The 17,689-nt window shown below is 46.8% G+C and carries 20 protein-coding genes and 1 tRNA gene; 10 read left to right on the forward strand and 11 right to left on the reverse strand.

All coding sequences use genetic code 11. The features are described 5' to 3' along the window. Positions 1 to 246 precede the first annotated feature (246 nt). From ACE38U_RS10385 to ACE38U_RS10395, 3 genes are all read left to right on the forward strand, one after another. Positions 247 to 331, forward strand: a tRNA-Leu gene (locus tag ACE38U_RS10385). 221 nt (positions 332 to 552) lie between these two features. Continuing rightward, positions 553 to 1,809: a tyrosine-type recombinase/integrase gene (locus tag ACE38U_RS10390; protein ID WP_375529692.1), complete on the forward strand. Its 1,257-nt coding sequence runs from the start codon at positions 553 to 555 to the stop codon at positions 1,807 to 1,809. 50 nt (positions 1,810 to 1,859) lie between these two features. After that, positions 1,860 to 2,807 carry a hypothetical protein gene (locus ACE38U_RS10395; protein WP_375529693.1) on the forward strand — a complete coding sequence of 316 codons (948 nt, stop codon included), beginning with the start codon at positions 1,860 to 1,862 and terminating at the stop codon, positions 2,805 to 2,807. Between the two features lie 99 nt (positions 2,808 to 2,906). Here the strand turns inward: ACE38U_RS10395 and ACE38U_RS10400 are convergent, their stop codons facing one another. Continuing rightward, positions 2,907 to 3,161: a helix-turn-helix transcriptional regulator gene (locus ACE38U_RS10400; RefSeq protein WP_375529694.1), complete on the reverse strand. Its 255-nt coding sequence runs from the start codon at positions 3,159 to 3,161 to the stop codon at positions 2,907 to 2,909. A 116-nt stretch (positions 3,162 to 3,277) separates the two neighbouring features. Between ACE38U_RS10400 and ACE38U_RS10405 the strand changes: the two genes are divergently transcribed. Together ACE38U_RS10405 and ACE38U_RS10410 are read left to right on the forward strand one after the other, a co-directional pair. Next, positions 3,278 to 3,568 (forward strand): helix-turn-helix domain-containing protein, encoded by a 291-nt coding sequence (locus ACE38U_RS10405; RefSeq protein ID WP_375529695.1) that lies wholly within the window; start codon positions 3,278 to 3,280, stop codon positions 3,566 to 3,568. Beyond that, the gene (locus ACE38U_RS10410) at positions 3,546 to 3,800 is read left to right on the forward strand and encodes a DUF2442 domain-containing protein (RefSeq protein WP_375529696.1); all 255 of its coding nucleotides are present in this window, start codon (positions 3,546 to 3,548) and stop codon (positions 3,798 to 3,800) included. Before ACE38U_RS10405 ends, ACE38U_RS10410 begins: the two co-directional genes overlap by 23 nt. A 32-nt stretch (positions 3,801 to 3,832) precedes the next feature. Here the strand turns inward: ACE38U_RS10410 and ACE38U_RS10415 are convergent, their stop codons facing one another. From ACE38U_RS10415 to ACE38U_RS10430, 4 genes are all read right to left on the reverse strand, one after another. Next, positions 3,833 to 4,093 (reverse strand): helix-turn-helix transcriptional regulator, encoded by a 261-nt coding sequence (locus tag ACE38U_RS10415; protein ID WP_375529697.1) that lies wholly within the window; start codon positions 4,091 to 4,093, stop codon positions 3,833 to 3,835. Positions 4,094 to 4,410: 317 nt separating this feature from the next. After that, a complete protein-coding gene (locus tag ACE38U_RS10420) occupies positions 4,411 to 5,490 on the reverse strand; it encodes a helicase RepA family protein (protein WP_375529698.1) in 1,080 nt (359 codons plus the stop codon). Further along, positions 5,483 to 5,704, reverse strand: a complete 222-nt coding sequence (locus tag ACE38U_RS10425) for a helix-turn-helix transcriptional regulator (protein WP_375529699.1) — start codon at positions 5,702 to 5,704, stop codon at positions 5,483 to 5,485. Before ACE38U_RS10425 ends, ACE38U_RS10420 begins: the two co-directional genes overlap by 8 nt. A 2-nt stretch (positions 5,705 to 5,706) precedes the next feature. Next, positions 5,707 to 6,585, reverse strand: coding sequence for an integrase domain-containing protein (locus ACE38U_RS10430; protein WP_375529700.1), 879 nt, complete (start codon positions 6,583 to 6,585; stop codon positions 5,707 to 5,709). Positions 6,586 to 6,898: 313 nt separating this feature from the next. On the opposite strand from ACE38U_RS10430, the gene ACE38U_RS10435 reads away from it, so the two are divergent. From ACE38U_RS10435 to ACE38U_RS10455, 5 genes are all read left to right on the forward strand, one after another. Next, complete coding sequence (locus ACE38U_RS10435) at positions 6,899 to 7,078, forward strand: hypothetical protein (RefSeq protein ID WP_375529701.1); 180 nt, start codon at positions 6,899 to 6,901, stop codon at positions 7,076 to 7,078. A 507-nt stretch (positions 7,079 to 7,585) separates the two neighbouring features. Beyond that, positions 7,586 to 7,945 carry a type II toxin-antitoxin system RelE/ParE family toxin gene (locus ACE38U_RS10440; RefSeq protein WP_095104212.1) on the forward strand — a complete coding sequence of 120 codons (360 nt, stop codon included), beginning with the start codon at positions 7,586 to 7,588 and terminating at the stop codon, positions 7,943 to 7,945. After that, positions 7,929 to 8,252 carry a helix-turn-helix domain-containing protein gene (locus ACE38U_RS10445; protein WP_375529702.1) on the forward strand — a complete coding sequence of 108 codons (324 nt, stop codon included), beginning with the start codon at positions 7,929 to 7,931 and terminating at the stop codon, positions 8,250 to 8,252. The genes ACE38U_RS10440 and ACE38U_RS10445 overlap by 17 nt, the downstream gene beginning before the upstream one ends. Before the next feature lie 177 nt (positions 8,253 to 8,429). After that, a complete protein-coding gene (locus tag ACE38U_RS10450; protein WP_375529703.1) occupies positions 8,430 to 10,910 on the forward strand; it encodes a hypothetical protein in 2,481 nt (826 codons plus the stop codon). Then, positions 10,907 to 11,899: a hypothetical protein gene (locus ACE38U_RS10455; RefSeq protein WP_375529704.1), complete on the forward strand. Its 993-nt coding sequence runs from the start codon at positions 10,907 to 10,909 to the stop codon at positions 11,897 to 11,899. The genes ACE38U_RS10450 and ACE38U_RS10455 overlap by 4 nt, the downstream gene beginning before the upstream one ends. Positions 11,900 to 12,457: 558 nt before the next feature. Here the strand turns inward: ACE38U_RS10455 and ACE38U_RS10460 are convergent. The 6 genes from ACE38U_RS10460 to sodC form a co-directional block, all read right to left on the reverse strand. Next, a complete protein-coding gene (locus tag ACE38U_RS10460; protein WP_375529705.1) occupies positions 12,458 to 13,456 on the reverse strand; it encodes an endonuclease/exonuclease/phosphatase family protein in 999 nt (332 codons plus the stop codon). Positions 13,457 to 13,535: 79 nt separating this feature from the next. Further along, positions 13,536 to 13,823 (reverse strand): helix-turn-helix domain-containing protein, encoded by a 288-nt coding sequence (locus ACE38U_RS10465; protein WP_375529706.1) that lies wholly within the window; start codon positions 13,821 to 13,823, stop codon positions 13,536 to 13,538. A gap of 596 nt (positions 13,824 to 14,419) precedes the next feature. Next, entirely contained in the window at positions 14,420 to 15,721 is a 1,302-nt protein-coding gene (locus ACE38U_RS10470; RefSeq protein WP_375529707.1) for a type II toxin-antitoxin system HipA family toxin, read from the reverse strand. Between the two features lie 3 nt (positions 15,722 to 15,724). Then, positions 15,725 to 15,985, reverse strand: a complete 261-nt coding sequence (locus ACE38U_RS10475; protein ID WP_370527350.1) for a helix-turn-helix domain-containing protein — start codon at positions 15,983 to 15,985, stop codon at positions 15,725 to 15,727. Between the two features lie 200 nt (positions 15,986 to 16,185). Continuing rightward, positions 16,186 to 16,710 (reverse strand): DUF3455 domain-containing protein, encoded by a 525-nt coding sequence (locus tag ACE38U_RS10480; protein WP_375529708.1) that lies wholly within the window; start codon positions 16,708 to 16,710, stop codon positions 16,186 to 16,188. Beyond that, the gene (gene sodC / locus ACE38U_RS10485; protein ID WP_218167033.1) at positions 16,707 to 17,234 is read right to left on the reverse strand and encodes a superoxide dismutase family protein; all 528 of its coding nucleotides are present in this window, start codon (positions 17,232 to 17,234) and stop codon (positions 16,707 to 16,709) included. Before sodC ends, ACE38U_RS10480 begins: the two co-directional genes overlap by 4 nt. Between the last annotated feature and the right edge of the window lie 455 nt (positions 17,235 to 17,689).

The raw sequence follows: 17,689 nt of genomic DNA on the forward strand, positions 1-17,689 counted from the left end.
TGCTAGTACAAAGGGAGGTGGGTACGAGAACCCGTAACTGGATCACATAACAAATGAAAGATGATGTAAACCGTAGAGCGATAGATTTACTGAATATATGAAGTGAGGGAGGGCTTATCCGGCGGGCAGGGCAGAGCAAAGGGGAACGCTGAAAAATTCAGCACTTAACGAGACTTACGTGCAGCACTGCTTGCATGGCGGCCAGCGACAGGTATAATCCACAACGTTTCCGCATACCCCTTCAGTGCCGAAGTGGCGAAATCGGTAGACGCAGTTGATTCAAAATCAACCGTAGAGATACGTGCCGGTTCGAGTCCGGCCTTCGGCACCATCGATATGCAAATTGAAGCTACCTACGGGTGGCTTTTTTTATGTCCATAATCTTCCATTAATATCCATATTACATTGTTAAATAAGTGATTTTTACTTATCTACCCATTCTCTGATTTACCTGTTATATCCACATTGGTCTTTTTTCGTCCATTGACATCCGGATGATTTGGGGGTCAAGATGAGGGTCAGTTCACTTCGATTAAGAGTTGACCCCCAATTATGGCCCTGACAGACGTTGTAGCCCGAACCGCAAAGCCTCGCGAGAAAGCTTACAAACTCGCGGATGCGCATGGCCTGTACCTTTTAGTGAGTCCTAACGGCTCTAAGCGCTGGTATCTCAAGTACCGCTTTGCAGGTAAGGAGAGCCGGATTGCTTTCGGTGCCTATCCGCTGATCTCGCTGGCGAAGGCCAGAGAAAAGAGCGATGAGGTGCGGTTGCTGCTTGCCGATGGCATCAACCCGGCAGAAAAACGGGAAGGGGAAAAGGAAGAAGCGCAGGCCGCGCTGATTACCTTTGAGAAGGTCGCGAGAGACTGGCACCGAAACATCAGCCAAAACCGCTGGTCAGAAACCCATGCCGGACGGGTATGGCGCGATATGGAGCGCAATATCTTGCCAGCGATAGGGCATCGTCACATTGCGGATCTGAAAACCAAAGATTTACTGGAACCGCTGAAAGCCGTGGAGCAAAACGGCCATCTCGATTTAGCGTCACGATTACGCCAGCGGGTGACCGATATTATGCGCTATGCGGTGCAAAACGACCTGATAGAGCGCAATCCTGCTCAGGATCTCTCCGGGGCGATAGCGCCGCCGAAGGTAACCCATCGCCCGGCGTTGAAGCTGGATAAACTGCCTGATTTTCTGGCAAGGATTGAACACTATAAAGGGCGAGCGTTAACCACTCTGGCCCTGAAGTTTACGCTGTGCGTTTTTATCCGTTCCAGTGAGTTACGCTTTGCCCGCTGGACTGAAATCGATTTTAAACGCGCTATGTGGACCATACCCGCTGAACGCGAAGCGATCCCCGGCGTAAAACACTCTCAGCGTGGGGCAAAAATGCGCACTGAGCATTTAGTGCCGCTCTCCCGTCAGGGTTTGGCGCTGCTGAAAGAGATTAAGGCTATCAGCGGTGGTCATGAACTGATATTCCCCGGCGATCGTCGTCCGACTAAACCGATGAGTGAAAACACCGTCAATAATGCGCTGCGGGTTATGGGATATGACACCACTACCGAACTGTGCGGGCATGGTTTCCGCACGATGGCCTGTAGCGCCCTGGTTGAGTCCGGGCAGTGGTCGCGGGATGCGGTCGAGCGGCAAATGAGCCACCAGGAGCGCAATGGCGTGCGGGCGGCTTATATCCATAAAGCCGAACATATAGAAGAACGGCGGCTGATGCTGCAATGGTGGGCGGATTATCTGGATGCGAATCGGGAAGGGTATGTGGTGCCGTATGAGTTTATGAGGGGATGAGTTTTATGTGCTCATAATTTAACCTGCAATTATTTTATGGATAAAATGCTATGCTATTCGAAAAGATAAAAACGTATTTTCTTTATATAATTTTATCAGTGTTTTTAATTACTAATATTTTTCTTGTTAAGCACGAATTCATTTTTAAAAAAACATTTATTTTGTTGTTTCTTTTTTTGACGGTGGTTGTTTGTTTCTATAAAAAGGATGAATTTAGAAGAATAATATATTATTTTGTTTATTTTAATAATGACAAGCTTGTCAAGAAGATTTCAGGAGGGTTATCATTACTAGCCTGGTTGTTCTTTTTATCATCTTTTTTCTTACTAAACATTGATCTTGTATGGTTTGCGAGATGGTTTATTCTGGCATTTATTATATTTGTCGTTATTAGCGGTGTTTTTACCTTTTATGACCTTGAACGTGGAAATAGTGTTATTTTTAGTAAGCTGAAAATTGTGTTTGTCAGCGGTGTATCCTTATTGTATTTCATTACAAGTACATATGCGGCTAGCTATTTTATGCAAATGAGCAATATGGATATAAGTGATTCTCCGTTGCTTGAGTTTGGATGGAAGATTGCTTTTTTTGCTATTTATTTTTTCATGTTCTTACAACCAGTTTCATACGGTATTTTTCTGTTAGTATCAAATAAATTAAAAGGGCATCAGTTGATGACTATTTTTGGAGTCATCATGTTAACATCATTACTGTTGTTTTCTGTACCTCGCTGGGCTGAGAATTTTGTAGTAGTCGTGCTCGATTGGGCTACCAGTAGTGAATGGCATACTTCTATGACATGCGGTTCTCTGAATATTAGTGATCCCACAGAGCGTTATTTCGGATTTAATACAGACAAGTACACAGTATATTTCTCTAACCGTGATGGGAAGTGGGGGTTTGAAGAAATTAATTGTATTAAAGATGATAAAAACCAAGACGCATTAAAACGTGTTCTTGTAAGTCAATCAAAAATGCCTAAATGGTTTAAAGAATAAAGAATTTTACAGATACCATCCATCAATTACCTGTGCATCTACCTTTACACCGCTCCAGCCCCTTCTTGTGGGGGGCTGGAGCTAATACTTCTTATGTGACTAATTTTTCTTCTCCTTAGAATAATCAAGAATCAATTCCGCCAGATCGTCTTCCACCGCGTAAAAATAGCAGGCGGGAATATTCATAACCGATGCTAACCGACAGGCCAGCTCAAAGTCCGGCGTGTGTATACCACGCTCATATTGATTCATGCGGGCACTCGCTGTCGCTTCATCGACTCCTGCAAGAATCCCCAGTCGTTCCTGTGACAGGCCAGCCTTTAAACGTGCAGCTTTTAAGCGATGAGGTAACATGAGAATCCTGATTTTTTGCGTAACTTGCCGCGATTCTCATCTGTGTGTTTTGAAAATATACTAAGCAATACTTAGTATTTGGTGTGTGGTTACTTGAGATCTTAATGGAGAAAGGTATGACATCACATCATGACTGGCATCAGGCAGATATCATCGCCGCCTTACGTAAGAAAGGCACTACGTTGGCCGCGCTATCGCGCTCTGCGGGACTGAGTTCTTCAACACTCGCCAATGTGCTTTCTCGTCCGTGGCCGAAGGGGGAATGGCTTGTGGCAACGGCGCTGGACATGCATCCTGCGGAAATCTGGCCCAGCCGTTATTTTGATGATTCTGGTGTTCTACTGGACAGAAAAATACGCATAAGGAAAAAATTGAATGAAAAGGATGAGCAATCTATTGCTGGATAAATCTACAGTAACTGTTTATTTTTCAAGTGAATACCTGCATGTACAGGTTAAGGAAAAAGCACGGCTAAATATCCCACTCAAAAACTTCCCTCGCCTTGAACGCGCTACGGCAAAACAGAGAGATAATTTCACCCTTAGCTATGGCGGTGGTATACATTGGGAAGATATTGATGAGGATATCAATATTGAGGCGCTTTATGCGGGCGCTATCAGAGATATGACAAATCGGTAAATGACGATATGCGGTATGGGTTTATATATCGGTTAGATTCCGGACTGACGAGTATTCGCATATTCCAGTATTATTTCCGCCAGATCGTCCTCTATCGTATAAAAATAGCAGGCGGGAATATTCATAACCGATGCTAACCGGCAGGCCAGTTCAAAGTCCGGCGTGTGTATACCGCGCTCATATTGATTCATACGAGCACTGGCCGTCGCTTCATCTATCCCGGCAAGAATCCCCAACCGTTCTTGTGACAGGCCAGCTTTCAAACGGGCGGCTTTTAAGCGATGAGGTAGCATAAGAATCCTGATTTCTAACGTATCCTGTCACGATTCTCATCTGCGCTTGTTAAAAATATACTAAGTAATACTTAGTTGTTGATGTGTATGTTTACTTGTTTCTTAATGGGGAGAAAGTTAGAAAATAATCCCCCCACATTCCCCCCATTTGGGGATGGATCATGCTTTCCCCCATGTAATTTTTATAGTTATGCAAAAAATGATTGTTTATGAGTAGGTTAAATCATTCCCCCACTTTGCTTGTATAGATAGACGGGAAGTGGGGGAAAATACCGGACAGGATGACCAGATATCCGTTCGCCCCCACTTTCCCCCGCTTAATCCCCCATTTTGTGGCGATGCGGCAATGGCGTAATGTGCTCGCCATCCAATGCGATCAGACCATCCTTTTCCAGTTTATCCAGCCAGCGGGTAAACTTTTTGGATACATCAAATCCCATCGCTTTCATATCGTCTCTGACTAATGCGCGGGTGCAGCTATCGCCGCTGGCTGTGCGTGAACGAATGGCCTGCCATAGGGCAAAATGATTTTCCGTCAGCCGCGAAATACCGATCAAATCAGGATCACTGGTAACATCATTTTCCCTGGCTTCACGGCCTTCATCGTTCAGCACCAGCGAGGTGATCCGATCGCCATCATCATCCACGTATAAATCGACGGAATGCAGGTCATAGGCGCGACGTGGCGGCTCTTCGGCATCTTTCATCTTGGTGCAACTGAGAATCAACGCTCCACCGTCACCTTCACGGCGCACGTTAAACTCCACGTCCAGTGCGGCCCGAAATGTGCTGGAGCCACGCGCGCCTTTATCCTGATCTTTGCCGGAATGGTGAATGATCAGCACCGTAGCCTGTGTGGCTGCTTTGATATAGTCGCATCCCTGAATAAATGCACCCATGTCTTTAGCGGCGTTCTCATCTGAACCGCCGAAGCAGCGGGCGAGGGTATCCAGAATGATCAGGCGGATCGGCATACCGGTTGCGGCCTTAACATCTTTGGCGGCCTGTATCACCTGTAGTACGCTCTCCGGGCTGGCAGGAAAGACCGGGCAATCGATGCGATAAAGCGCATCAATCGGGCTGCCGCCGTTAAGTGTCTGTTCCCATGCCCGGATACGGCGGGGGACGCCGATCCCACCTTCACCAACAACATAAATAACGGCTCCCTGCGTGACCGGTTTACCTGCCCACGGCTTGCCAGTGGCGATATGACATCCCCATGATACCGCCAGGAAGGATTTGTAAGAGCCGCTGGCACCATAAGCGCTGGCAACGGACGAGGCTGGCAAATATCCCTTAATCAGATAGTCCTGTTGGGTGTCAAAGCCGTCAGAACCTTTGCGCAGAGGAAGCGAGGTTTTAAATTCTGCTTCGGTATCGGTTACGGATTTACTCATCGTTTCGCTTCCCCGCTTGCTGTATTCCCTCGCGTTTGCTGATACGTTCAGCAATCCAGTCATTCACTTCGCTTTCCAGCCATGCCACGGAGCGGGAACCAATTTTGACTGCTGGAGGAAAATTGCCCTGGCTAATCAGAAGATAAATCCATGATTTCCTGAAGCCGGTTCTTTCTATTACTTCTGATAAGCGCAACAGCTTGAAATTTGTCATCGTCAGTCCTCCTTCCTGGTATAAACGCGCTCAACGTAACGGCCCCGACCATCACCGTGACCGAGATCCATTGACGTCAGCGCCCTGGCTTCATTGCGGGAAAATCCTTGTGACAGGTAATAACGAATAGCATCCTGCGCCCATGCGTAGCGCAGGCTGTGCGGGGAATAATGGCCGGTTAGCCCTAACCGTGTGGTATGAGAACGCCAGAAGTTCATGGCAGTTTTTAAATCGGGCTTGTCGATTAGTTTGCCATTACGTGTTTTAGCAACCAGCAGAGCCTCTTTTACCGCCTGCTGAACAGCATGACGGTCGATGATCCGCGTTTCACGCGGTCTGCCGCCTTTCGTGCCAAAAACAATGGTGAGCGTTGATTGATTGCGTTCAAGCTGTTTTTCCCATGTTTTTAGCGAACTGGCACATTGCACGGCTTCCTGTGAACGTAGTCCCAGCAACCGGGAAAGTTGAAGGGCGCAGGTAAGTCCCTGGTCATGCCGCTGTGCGCTGCACAATACGGCCTGAAATCGCTCATCCGGGATGGCAAATTTCGTCCCTGCACGACTTGCCCCGCTTAATCCCAATGCTTTATTTGTTAACCGTGTTGATGTAACGAGTTTTTCCCTGCCGGCCAGACGAAACACCGTGCGCAACGCCGACATGTCGTTATGCAGAGTACGAACAGCGATACCTGTTGCCTGGCGATCGGCAATATAGCTTTCGATATATTTAGTTTTCAGATGCTGAACATCCCGAACCTGGATATTGAGTGCGATCAGGTGCCGACAAAATCGGTCAATAATACAGGTACGATCATGAACGGTTTTAAAGCTGCCGCCGACCTGTTTCGCCAGCATCTTCATTTCACGGCTTAATTTACTCATAGCGAACTTCTCTCAATTTCAACGAGCTGCATTTCTCTGGCGCATGGGCTAAATGGCAGAAACAATCGATATTGACCTACCCTGAACGATACCTGTGCGCCAGAGTGGGCAGCAGTTGAGGTATTGTGGGGTGTCGGTAATGCACTCTGTGCAGCCTCCTGCGATGCAGGTATCCCCTCAGGCCGTTGGCCTGCCTCGGTATCGGTTCAAATCTCCTGTAAAAAATGGTCAGTTCGGCTCCCGAACTTGTGTGTCAGATTCATGGCTCGTTGAGTGAAGTTGCCTGCCTCAAAGGCTGAGGTTGGTTCGTGCTGTGGCGTCACTTTCATGCGTTAACACGCAAAAAGTGACGCCACGTATTAGCGCGCAGCAGGGCAGGCGCATGCAGATGCCTGACGGCATAGCAAGGCGCAGCCAGCAGCGTTTAATACGTGCCAGAAAAGAGGTACAGAAAACCCGTCAGTACGGGATGTACCTGTCGTTAAGCGGGTGATGATACTGCTGTCATCGCAGGCAAAAGCTGTAGCCTTGCTTGCAGCAACTCATTCACTGAGGAGAAGACCGAACACAGCATTCTTTACAAATAATGCCGATCGGCGAGGAAACGCTCGTTATTAGCCGTCTCTTAAGTTTAAGGAACCTTTATCGTCACGTCATAGGCGCGTTTTTGTCGACGATACCTGCTTTCAAAGGTGGGCAGGTTTACCGCGTCCAGCGTTGTCTTTCAGGTTACGACAACTTTCTTTGTGGTCGCCCGAAAGCGTCAGTCTCAGACCACACTCCATTCCATATGACTTTGGCTCGTGACCACCCGAAGGCGTTTCTCACAGGTCACTCGTATCATCCTGATACTGGAAACATTGGCTGGCTGTCGTTGACAGCGGGTATGCGTGGTTAAAAATACGGCAAAATCATGTTGGCTTCAAGTGCTTTGCATCAGTGAAAAAAGGGAGTAACCTAGCACCAGGTGCTATAGTTAAGGTTACAGGATGTCAGCCTGATGCGTGTATTCAAAACAAAATGGTTCAGCAAGGCGGCTAAATCTCACGCCATCAAAGATAGTGAATTATGCCAGGCTATTGAGGCGGCGATGCAAGGTAAGGCTGACGACCTCGGCGGGGGAGTTTACAAGAAGCGGCTGAACCAGAATCGCGATCGCGCCATTATCCTGGCGAAAGGTGGAGAGCACTGGTTTTACACGTTCCTTTATGCCAAGCAGGATATGGCAAACATTGATAATCGCGAACTGGCCGGATTCCGCGAGTTAGCAAAGCACTACGCTGCCCTTGCTGATGAAAAGATTACGGCACTGATTAAGAGTAAAGAACTGGTGGAGATTTGCCATGACTGCAAAAAGTAAATTCAAGAGTCCTGCATTTGAGGCCATCCACAGCGCGGCTTCTGGTTTATTCAGCGTCGATGCTATCCCACAGGAAACGATGCGCAACTTTGATAAAGAGTGCCTTAATAACGTGGACGATCTGCAACCTGTTGAGATTAAGGCATTGCGCGAGAAGCTGAACGTCAGCCAACCGGTTTTTGCCAGTTATCTGAATACCAGTGTGTCAACGGTGCAGAAATGGGAAAGTGGTGTAAAGCGCCCCAGTGGGTTATCGCTGAAACTGCTTACCGTGGTGCAGAAGCATGGGTTGAAGGTGTTGGTTTGATTATGTCTGGCAGACTTAGAAACCATCTCAATTGCCATTTCGAACTTGCATTGTGTTCAAAATCCTTATGTATTTTGTTCCAGATTTTGCACGCTGTTCGTGACAAACTGGCTGCACCAATAATACCTACTGGGAGAGGTTCTATGTTGTATGGATTGACGATAAGGCAGGTATTTCTTGATTGATATAATAAGGGTCTGGCTGATTTCTCAATCATGGTTTTGGCGATTCAGGGCTAGAATTGCAAAAATTAGTTTTCTCTTTGAGAACAGTACGTACAAACGCCGCACATATGTTTCTAAGGCGAAGGCTAACGTTCGAATTCTTGGGTCTTTCACGTGGATTGGCTTAAATAGTCTATTTTGGGTTGTATTGACGCTATATATTCTAGGTTTCGTTGAGGATTATCTTCGTAGTAAAACTGTTTTACTCAAGCCGCTTAGTGCAGACGACAAAAAATTTTATATTGATCAACTAAGATTATATGCACAACTGCTTACTGCGATATTTTCAATATATTTCGCGACTATTGGCATCATATTGAGTACTGGCTATACTAGGCTCAGACGGGATATAATACAATTACTCACTACCGAGCAGGTTGGTAGTATTTATTCGCGGGTTTTGGTGCTCTCAGCTGTTTTTTGTCTTGGTGCAACTACTCTCCAGTTGGTTGGATTTGAACCCGGTCTCTTCATTACTGCGATAGGGACATTCTTAACGCTTATAAGCTCTCTGGCCTTGTTTCCATTAGGTCAAAGGTTATTCAATTTTTTTAACCTTAACCAGTTGGCGCGTAGCGAAATACTCCCAAGGATTGCGCACCATATTGAAGGTGCAGCTAATCCCAATAATTCAATATCTCTGGCCAACCATCATTCAAAAGTCGCACGCTCAGCTTTTGAGCAGCTCTGCTATATTGATGACCGTATGAAAGGTGAAAAAGTAGGGCTTGGCGATAATTTACCTGCATTGAGTGATGATTATATGGTGTTGCTTCTACACTACATTCATCAAAAACACAGAATCGACCATCAGAGCTACTGGTTTCCTAGGCGACAAAAGCACAACCAATGGTTCTTGGCAGGGGATATAGCGACTACAACTGCTCTGCAAACAAATAGCCAATTATCTATCGAAGAAGAAGCAAACCATCAATGGCTAGAAAATGTAATTATTGAAAGGTTGGCTGGTCACATTGAGCTTGCGTTTGAGATGGGTGATTTCAAACTAGGATTGAAACTTATTAGCCGATTCTCATCGCGAATATCAACTTATGCTGAGCAGTTCCAGTTCGACATTGGGATGCGAGAGCTTCAGCGTATGAAGGAACTCATTGAAGAAGCCTTTGTTTCGTCAGATATCATTCCAGGGAATGAGGAAGTCACTCTGCGGATAGGAATTGCAGATTCGTGGGCCGCATTAGGTAGCAATCTTTGCCTTGAAACGTTGCGGCGTATGATAACGTTTGAGAAGGAACTGAGACAATTCTTTAATAACGACATTTGGACGGAAAAATCCCTGCAGACGTTACCTCCTTTCTTGCAGGTTGAATTAGCTTTTATTATTGAGCGCATTAACTTTGAACAGGAGATTGAGGGACAGAGATTATCTAAACCAAAATATGTTCAACAATTAGCCGTTCAAAAGTTGTTGCAGCAATATGCAAAGATCTTGCCAATCATATCTGATTTTTACGGAGATATGGTGCCGGGTTTTATTAGCTCATTGACAAAAATGAATATGTCAGAAGCTGCAACTCAAGTGATTCTCGCAAATTTGCATAACTATTGGAAGTTGCCTAACTGGTTTGATGAAATTGCTCAACTCTTAGAAAGATGTGGGGAGTATAATCACTACCCCGAAAAGCACTACGAGTTACCGAATATCAATATAGCCGATATGATCGCTCGTCTTACATATGGGCGAGATGAAGCTATCGCGATGCTTGGTAGAGCAGACATTGTTGGGCATATTTTTGAGGGCGAACATAACGATGAATTGCCGGACCATTTTGGACAGATATACTTCGAACTGGCTGAGGCCTGTATTCAATACCTTGAACAGAATGATGAAAAAAAATTCAGTAAAGTTTTCCCAATGTTTATGTCTTTGGCATTGCTGGCGATAGACTCCAAATTTGTTGATCCAGCACTCAATGTGAATGACGAGTTTCGCCTACATCTCATTTCATCGGTGATCAACGACTTGGCGTCAGTCCTCGGCTTCGCTATCCTTTACAGTAATTATTTTGACAATATGAAATTGTCTGAAGCCGCACTTGATAAATTTAAACTACTTATTGATAAAACGGCAAACAAACAACAGTACCTGACGAGAATGGTACGCCTGTCAAACTCATATAGTTTCAGTTTGAGTGTTTCGCCCAGAAATATGATTAGGTTAAAGTGGAAAATGGCATTTGAGCATCGAGCAAGACACGACGGATTCAGTGATCAAATGGGGATGAGTGGAGGAAAATCTCATAAGAACAAAATTGTTAGAGCGTTTCTTTATTCCGATTCAGATGCGTCTCACCTGTTCTTCGCCATTGAGGCTCTTCCCCAACTTTTTTCTCCAACTGACTTTGAGATTGATTATCATATCATTTCTCTCGCCAGGTTTTTAGATGAGGAATGTGACGAGGGTTCAGAATGAAAATTGTCAAGACTCTCCCATTTGATCGCTATTACTTTGCTGATGTTAATCTCAGTTTCATTGATAGGCTTTTTATCAAACTCAAGAGTGAGCGGCCTACGTTTAACCGAAGCATGTTTGATCAGGATTTTGCGAGAATTTTTTGTTCTAGCTCCAGACAAAGTGGCAATCTTTTTAGTATCGAGTCTAATGATGATGAGCTTACAAAAAAATTATTTAGGTATATTAAGACAAGACATAGATCTCACAACATTGATAAAAAAATGCGTGAGTTAGTTGAGGAAATAGCTCGGTCATTGGTTTCGTTCGGTACGGCATACTACTTTCTTCATGATTTTCCTGAAGAGGAAAATATCTGCATCGCGTCTTTCAGTGGAATCGGCGTTTTCAGTTTTTTAAATATATATTTTCAGTTAGTGCCACAAAGATGTGAAAAGAACTGGAATAGTGAGGACAGGGAATATCCCAGAGAATTACGTATCTTGGATAGAACTAAATTGATGCACTTTAGTATGCCAAGATCAATTAAACGGATGCTGTCTGAACAGAATCGGACTTTAGCGGTCTTGGATGGACACCAATATGACGGCACTGGATTCTTTCCTAAGGCGACACATGAAAATCCAAACCCAAAGAACGACTTTGATTTTTGTGTTTGGAGGGATACGCAAGAGCGAGCATTGTACCGTGCTACCCGTGAAACTGGTTGGAATGGTAGAAAGTATGATTCGTCAAAACGTTCAGACTTTTTCGTTTGTCATCGTCTGATTCGGTTTCGGAGAAACCAGCTGATTTTGCGCGATTATATACTAGAGTTGCTGGGTAACGAGTTTACGAGAATAGGTCGTCAGTACAATGCGGAGTTTCACGTCGCGATTTCACCTACAAATGCTCTGCCTAAAGTTGATAAACTTGACGATCTAGAAGCACGATTACTGAAGGAGGAAGCCAGTTTTAGCGAGGTGTTCGATTTCTGCTATGAACGATAAATGGATTCAGTATGAATTATAACAATCTTGTTATGATTAAGAGATTATCAGTTTTGTGTATGTGGTAAAATCTTAGCGAGAGCAGATTGACCTCACGTCTGCAATAAATGTCCAATTACAAATTTTGTCAATGTTCGTTCATCGTTATTAATGGCTGTCAGATTTATTAATCTCATTTGATTAAAGGGGGGGATATTCCCCCTCATATCTGCCGTAAAGATAGCCCAAAATAGCGTTGTATAAAAAATCTAGGGGGTCAAAATGGTGGTCAATACAATATTTAATTTATGAAATGCATTAAAAATCAATAAATTATATTTTTTAGCGAGTCCGGCCTTCGCACTCTACCAAAAAGAACAAGCGAACATAAGCGGCCTGCTCCAATGTAATTTGACCTGCTCCCCATTCTCCCCAACATATCGCTCAGGCCATATCCCAAAGGGATATACCTCAGGCTCTCCATGCACTCAATCTTTCACCGCCATGCCATAGAGTTCCTCTGCCCAAAGACGAAAGGGGCGCTAAGCCCCTTTGGTGAACGCAAACATCAGAAAAAAATCACTGCTCCAGCAATTTCAAACGCATAACCAAAGGCAAATGATCGCTTACCGCAGGCCAGTTGATGCCTTTTAATTGCTGCTGCTTGCCTGTAGGCAGAAGGATCTCGGTAGTTTCCCAGCGTTGGCCCTTAAATGTCAGGATGTGGTCGATGGCTGCGGCCGGGTTTATGGCAGGCCAGGTCCTGGCATCAAACTCAGACGGCATCTGGCTTTGCCAGTAGCGCTGGAACCCCTGCATTACCGGGCTGCCGGAAACGTCGTTGAAATCGCCTGCCAGTATTTTTATGGACGTTTCAATGTTGGGGAAGCTGGAAGTGATATTCCCGGCTGCAAAGTCGTTGATAGCGTACATCTGCTGCATGCGTATGGCCGGGTCTTCCTGCCAGTCGAGGTGGCTGGCGATGAATACTATCGGGCTGCTGAAACCGGGTTTTTGAACTTCGGTCGCCAGCATTATGCGCTGTTCTACTTTTGGTGATGGTAGCGGGAACGCTTCGTGGCGGGTGATTGGGTAACGTGAAAGCACGGCTATGCCATATTCCCCACCTTCAAAATCAATTGTTTTGCCAAATACGCCGTACATGCCTGTCAGCTTTTTTAACTGTTCAAGCTGGTTAACGCCGCCGCTGCGTCGAGTGTTTTTATCCACTTCGCTCAGGGCGATGATGTCGGCATTTAAAGCTTTAATCGCCCTGGCTACGGCGTCGATTGCGCCAACTCGTACCGCCGCTATGTTGTAGGTGGCAACGGTAAGTTCAGGTGCCTTTGCGGATGGGTAGATTTTATTTGGGGTTCCGACTTTTCCGGGGGTGAGCACCACCAATTCACTTTCTTTGGCCGCAGTTTGTTCAGCGGCGTAGCTGGCCGGAATAGAGCTGATGATTACCAGGCTGAGGATAATTTTCCCGGCAGCTCGTAAATGGCGGCTGGCGCTTTTGGGGTTTGGTGTTTTTGTTATTCCTGATGTAGCGATTGTTCGTAGTAATGTAGATTTCATAAACGGCATTCCTTCGCGATCTTATAAACGATGAATGGATATGGCTGATCAAGGTAAACCAGCCGTAAAGGGTGAATCTTTAATGACTTTCTGTCGCCCCATCTTTAACGCCGGGGCCGCATGTTTGTGCCAAAGCTTCTCGTGGCTGGCGGCTATCGCCCTGGGTGGCGAATCTTTCCGGCCAGATTTCACGCGGATGCACACCAGGCGCACCGGCAATTAAAAACTCGCCTTTAGGCCAGGGGCGTGTAAGCGCGTTCGCTAATGTTGAAGAAGCCAGCCCGGCTGCTCGCGAAACGGCTGCCGGTGACGTTCCTTTTTTACGTAAACCCGCAATAATATCTGCTGAATGCCAATTCTCATTCATAACTCCCTCCACTTATTTATCTAACGGTTATTTCTTAGTGCGTGATCTAACTTAAAATAAATAAAATTAGCTGGATACTACGAAGAACGTAGCTTTATAGTTATGAGAGTCAAATCGGCAAGAAAGTCTTGGGTTCTTAAATTATCGTTTCTTTTTACATGGCTAACTAATTGATGCTAAATGATTAATGTTTTTATGTTATCTGGTTTTTTATGTCTTAGAATGTTTTTCGGTCACAAAATTTAAATCTATTTAAATGTCGTGTGGATGATTTTATTTATTATTGGGTGTTTAAGTAAGAGGGTTAATTTATGGAGTTGAATAACTAAGAAGACATTATCTCTGATGATATAAGCGTGCCGGAACATCGCAACCGTAATGGGGAGCATGGTATGGTCCATTCCCGTATGGAGACGACCCACACGACCAGTTCTGGATTAAACAGGGAATAGATTATGCAAAAAATACGGCTATTAAGCGGCTCCACTACACCTTAACCGGCGTGCTGCTGTTGCTTGTCGCAATTATGCCGGTTATCGGCTTCACGGCTAACGGAGTGCGTTAGCCACCTGATGCAAGGCTGCCAGTCTAAAATATTATCCTCTGATAATCCGCGCCGCCTGGTGGGATAGTCCATTGAAAATAGCATCGCTGATTTGTTGGGGAAAGTCGGCTGGCAGTTCTGCTGTAACTGTGGCGATAACTTCCTCTGTACGAGCGGCCATTTCCTGCATAAGGTCGAACGCCGTTTTCGGAGAAAATCCGACATGATCGGCAGTGCTGATGAAATGCCGGGGTTGGATCATCGAGAAATGGTACTGCCGATTCTTCCCTTGTAATGCCATTGCCATCTTCGCTTTTTGGAGAGGGATCCCGCCCGTTTCAAAGATCGGGAAGGCAGACATAACATCGTACAAGGGGGTCATACGAAATGATGACTCTGGCTCGATGAACAAGCTAAAATTCTTCCCGTGACCGTCGATAGCGGCCAGCATCCAGAAGAGGATCTGTGTTTTAAAGAATATTTCACGATCCTGCATTGCAACACGAGAGCCTAACAATAATTTCATTGCATCCGCGATGCCCGGTCCGCCGTGTGACTCATATTTCAGGGCCGGGGCAACGCCCAATGCCTGGCAAAAGTCCTCCTGGGGCAGCCGCAGCAGCCAACCATCGCGAGACCATCTTCGGTCAAAACGTTCGACTACCAGCACTTTCTTTTGACCAAATACGGCAAGTTCTGCATTTGCAACCGGGAATCCAAACGCTCTGGCAATACGCAAACACAGCCACTCGTTTTCGCAGCTTTCACTCAGGTCAATGTTGTTCTGCTCTATTCTGCCAATCGGGAGTTTGAAAATGTGGCTGGTCGGGGTGCTACCCTGCGGCCTTTGCCAGCGTGCCTGGTACCAGAGTAGGGCTGTTTTTTCCTGGGCTCCGGCTAATGAAATACGAAAATCAGCGCCTTCTTCCATTCCCAACGGAGCCATCTGGTAACTATCCAGTAGGGTTTCTATCTGAGAGTCATCCAACGGCTCTGCCAGCGTTTCCATTACGGAGGGGATGTCACTTCCAGAAGGGTAAAGCTGTATGGCACCCACGCAGTCACGCCCGACACTTGCTAACAGATCGAAAGGGTGTGCTGTTTCTACATGGAAGCGGGCCTGCATCCGGGCAATAATCGCCTCGGAGTCGGGTAAAAGGTTGCTGAAGAAATTGAAAACTTCTTTTCCTCTTATGCGGCTCTGCTGGAGGGGTAGTGACAACGAGATGGCGCGTGCACCGGGTTCAGACAGCCACTCGGGTACGTACTGAAATGACATCGCGCCGCTGCCGTCCCGGTACAATGTGCCCACCACATCGCCGTTCATGGCAACGGTCAGAGTTTGTGTTCTCATCTCTTACCACTCCTTTTTCCAGTACCCGGCTGCTCTCTCATCCATGTTTGTGTCTTTTTTCACCACATGCAGTTCAAGATCCAGTGCTGAGAGGATTTTAAATAATGTCTCCAGCTTGGTGGACTCTGGTCTGTTCTCGAAATCAGAGACAGTTGTTTGCTTGATTCCAATCATCTCCGCGGTTTTGGTTTGAGTCAGTTTATTGATTTTTCGTTGGTCTTTGACTGCGTAAGCCAGTGAGGTCGGTGACGTTACTTTCATCATTATCCCCTTTAGCGGATATTTTAATAAAATCCCCTGTAGGGGTTAAAATAAGATTATCCTCTGTGGGGGTTAAATGCAATTTATCCTTTATAGAGGATAAGGTTTTTTGATGGGCTGGCAGAGATGGGTTCTGGTGTGACTCATAAAGTCACGTCCATTAAACAGAAGCCCCGGCCTCCCGGGCAGGACTTTGCAAGCTACTACTTCGTATAAAACCGATAGGTCGCCGTATAAGGCACTTTCAGCGTGGCGCCAAACGTCGCCGGGTCGCAGTTTGTCGGGCCGGTTACGCCGCCGCGAGTGTCTACGCGCTGGATGCTGCTCACGTTGGCGAACAGGCCTGGCTGGGCCTCTGAGGTGCCGGTCAGCAGCAGCCACGGAATAGAGCCTTTATCTTTCGCCGGGCGAGTGGCGCTCAGCGCTCCGGCGACCACGCTGCCGTCCGTGGCCTGCCAGTGCGGGCCGTCGAAGTGTTTGCCGACGAGGTGCTTCAGGCCTTTGTCGCTGAACAGGTCCGCTTCCGGGGACTGGAATACCCAGCTCCCGGTTTTGGCCCCGGCGTCTGTCGCCGCGCAGCGATAGATCTGCACGCCGCGGGCATAAAGTTCGGTTTGCAGATGCTCGCCTTTTGGCGCATCGATAGAAGTCTCTGCGGCGTTCGCCAGGGCCGGAAGCCCGCCTGTCATCAGCGTGAAACACACGGCCGTTAAGACGCGCTTGCTCATGACGTCACTCCGCACACCATACGCGCTCCGCCGCCGCCGAGCATTGCCGGGTGGTCAGAGTGGTTATCGCCGCCGGCGTGGATCATCAGCGAGTGGCCTTTGAGGTCAGACATTCGCAGGCGAGGAGCCAGCACCGGGTAGGTTGCGGTGCCGTCGCTGTCTACATACAGCGCAGGCAGGTCGCCGAGGTGGCCGTTGCCCCACGGGCCTTCGTGTTTGCCGGTGTGGGCCGGATCTAAGTGGCCGCCCGCCGCCAGGCCTGCCACCATTTTGCCGTCCTGCATGCCGGGGCCGCAGTTCGGATTAGTGTGCACGTGGAAGCCGTGAATCCCCGGTGGCAGGCCTTTCAGGTTTGGCGTAAAGACCACGCCATATTGGGTGGCGTGATATTCAATTGTGCCCGCTGGCGTTGAGGTGCCGTTGGCGTCCACGGTGTTCATGGTCACGGTGGCGGCCTGCGCCAGCCCGGTACAGGCGAGGGCGGTAATACACAGCGTCAGTTTTAGCGTTTTTAACGTGTTCATCGTTTAACCCTGTATTTTTATCGGATGATGCAAAGAGACAGATGTCGCAAAATTTTGTGCTGCGGGCTTATGCGCGGCAGCAAGCTGGTTATAACAAACCGATTTGCGGCGTGTTTGATTGCTCTGATAGGTAAAATTGTGGGTTGAAATTCAGCGTGAAGATTTTTAAAAACAATATTTTCATGAGCTTATCCTGTGGTCGGGAACGATTAAAGGGAGAGGCCTGAATGAAAAATAAAGCGTATTTAGCGGTGATAAGCGAGAGTGCAAACGACCGGCTAACGATCGTTAAAAATTATTTGGCTGCTATGCCTTAACTAAAGCATAGATGATTGCGCTGAGCGGGTTGAATACGGTCGCTGAAAATTTCGAGATTTTTAAAAAGCCTTTAATTTTCATCCGGCTTGATAAATAAGATATATCCGAATAAAAAAAGGGCCGTTAAACGGCCCTTG

The organism is Cedecea selenatireducens (assembly GCF_042138895.1).
Lineage (GTDB): Bacteria > Pseudomonadota > Gammaproteobacteria > Enterobacterales > Enterobacteriaceae > Cedecea > Cedecea selenatireducens.

Excerpts from the sequence above, each read along its gene's own strand:
- ACE38U_RS10390 (WP_375529692.1), top strand. The coding sequence starts at position 553 with ATGGCCCTGACAGACGTTGTAGCCCGAACCGCAAAGCCTCGCGAGAAA.
- ACE38U_RS10395 (WP_375529693.1), top strand. The coding sequence starts at position 1,860 with ATGCTATTCGAAAAGATAAAAACGTATTTTCTTTATATAATTTTATCA.
- ACE38U_RS10400 (WP_375529694.1), bottom strand. The coding sequence starts at position 3,161 with ATGTTACCTCATCGCTTAAAAGCTGCACGTTTAAAGGCTGGCCTGTCA.
- ACE38U_RS10405 (WP_375529695.1), top strand. The coding sequence starts at position 3,278 with ATGACATCACATCATGACTGGCATCAGGCAGATATCATCGCCGCCTTA.
- ACE38U_RS10410 (WP_375529696.1), top strand. The coding sequence starts at position 3,546 with ATGAGCAATCTATTGCTGGATAAATCTACAGTAACTGTTTATTTTTCA.
- ACE38U_RS10415 (WP_375529697.1), bottom strand. The coding sequence starts at position 4,093 with ATGCTACCTCATCGCTTAAAAGCCGCCCGTTTGAAAGCTGGCCTGTCA.
- ACE38U_RS10420 (WP_375529698.1), bottom strand. The coding sequence starts at position 5,490 with ATGAGTAAATCCGTAACCGATACCGAAGCAGAATTTAAAACCTCGCTT.
- ACE38U_RS10425 (WP_375529699.1), bottom strand. The coding sequence starts at position 5,704 with ATGACAAATTTCAAGCTGTTGCGCTTATCAGAAGTAATAGAAAGAACC.
- ACE38U_RS10430 (WP_375529700.1), bottom strand. The coding sequence starts at position 6,585 with ATGAGTAAATTAAGCCGTGAAATGAAGATGCTGGCGAAACAGGTCGGC.
- ACE38U_RS10440 (WP_095104212.1), top strand. The coding sequence starts at position 7,586 with ATGCGTGTATTCAAAACAAAATGGTTCAGCAAGGCGGCTAAATCTCAC.
- ACE38U_RS10445 (WP_375529702.1), top strand. The coding sequence starts at position 7,929 with ATGACTGCAAAAAGTAAATTCAAGAGTCCTGCATTTGAGGCCATCCAC.
- ACE38U_RS10455 (WP_375529704.1), top strand. The coding sequence starts at position 10,907 with ATGAAAATTGTCAAGACTCTCCCATTTGATCGCTATTACTTTGCTGAT.
- ACE38U_RS10460 (WP_375529705.1), bottom strand. The coding sequence starts at position 13,456 with ATGAAATCTACATTACTACGAACAATCGCTACATCAGGAATAACAAAA.
- ACE38U_RS10465 (WP_375529706.1), bottom strand. The coding sequence starts at position 13,823 with ATGAATGAGAATTGGCATTCAGCAGATATTATTGCGGGTTTACGTAAA.
- ACE38U_RS10470 (WP_375529707.1), bottom strand. The coding sequence starts at position 15,721 with ATGAGAACACAAACTCTGACCGTTGCCATGAACGGCGATGTGGTGGGC.
- ACE38U_RS10475 (WP_370527350.1), bottom strand. The coding sequence starts at position 15,985 with ATGATGAAAGTAACGTCACCGACCTCACTGGCTTACGCAGTCAAAGAC.
- ACE38U_RS10480 (WP_375529708.1), bottom strand. The coding sequence starts at position 16,710 with ATGAGCAAGCGCGTCTTAACGGCCGTGTGTTTCACGCTGATGACAGGC.
- sodC (WP_218167033.1), bottom strand. The coding sequence starts at position 17,234 with ATGAACACGTTAAAAACGCTAAAACTGACGCTGTGTATTACCGCCCTC.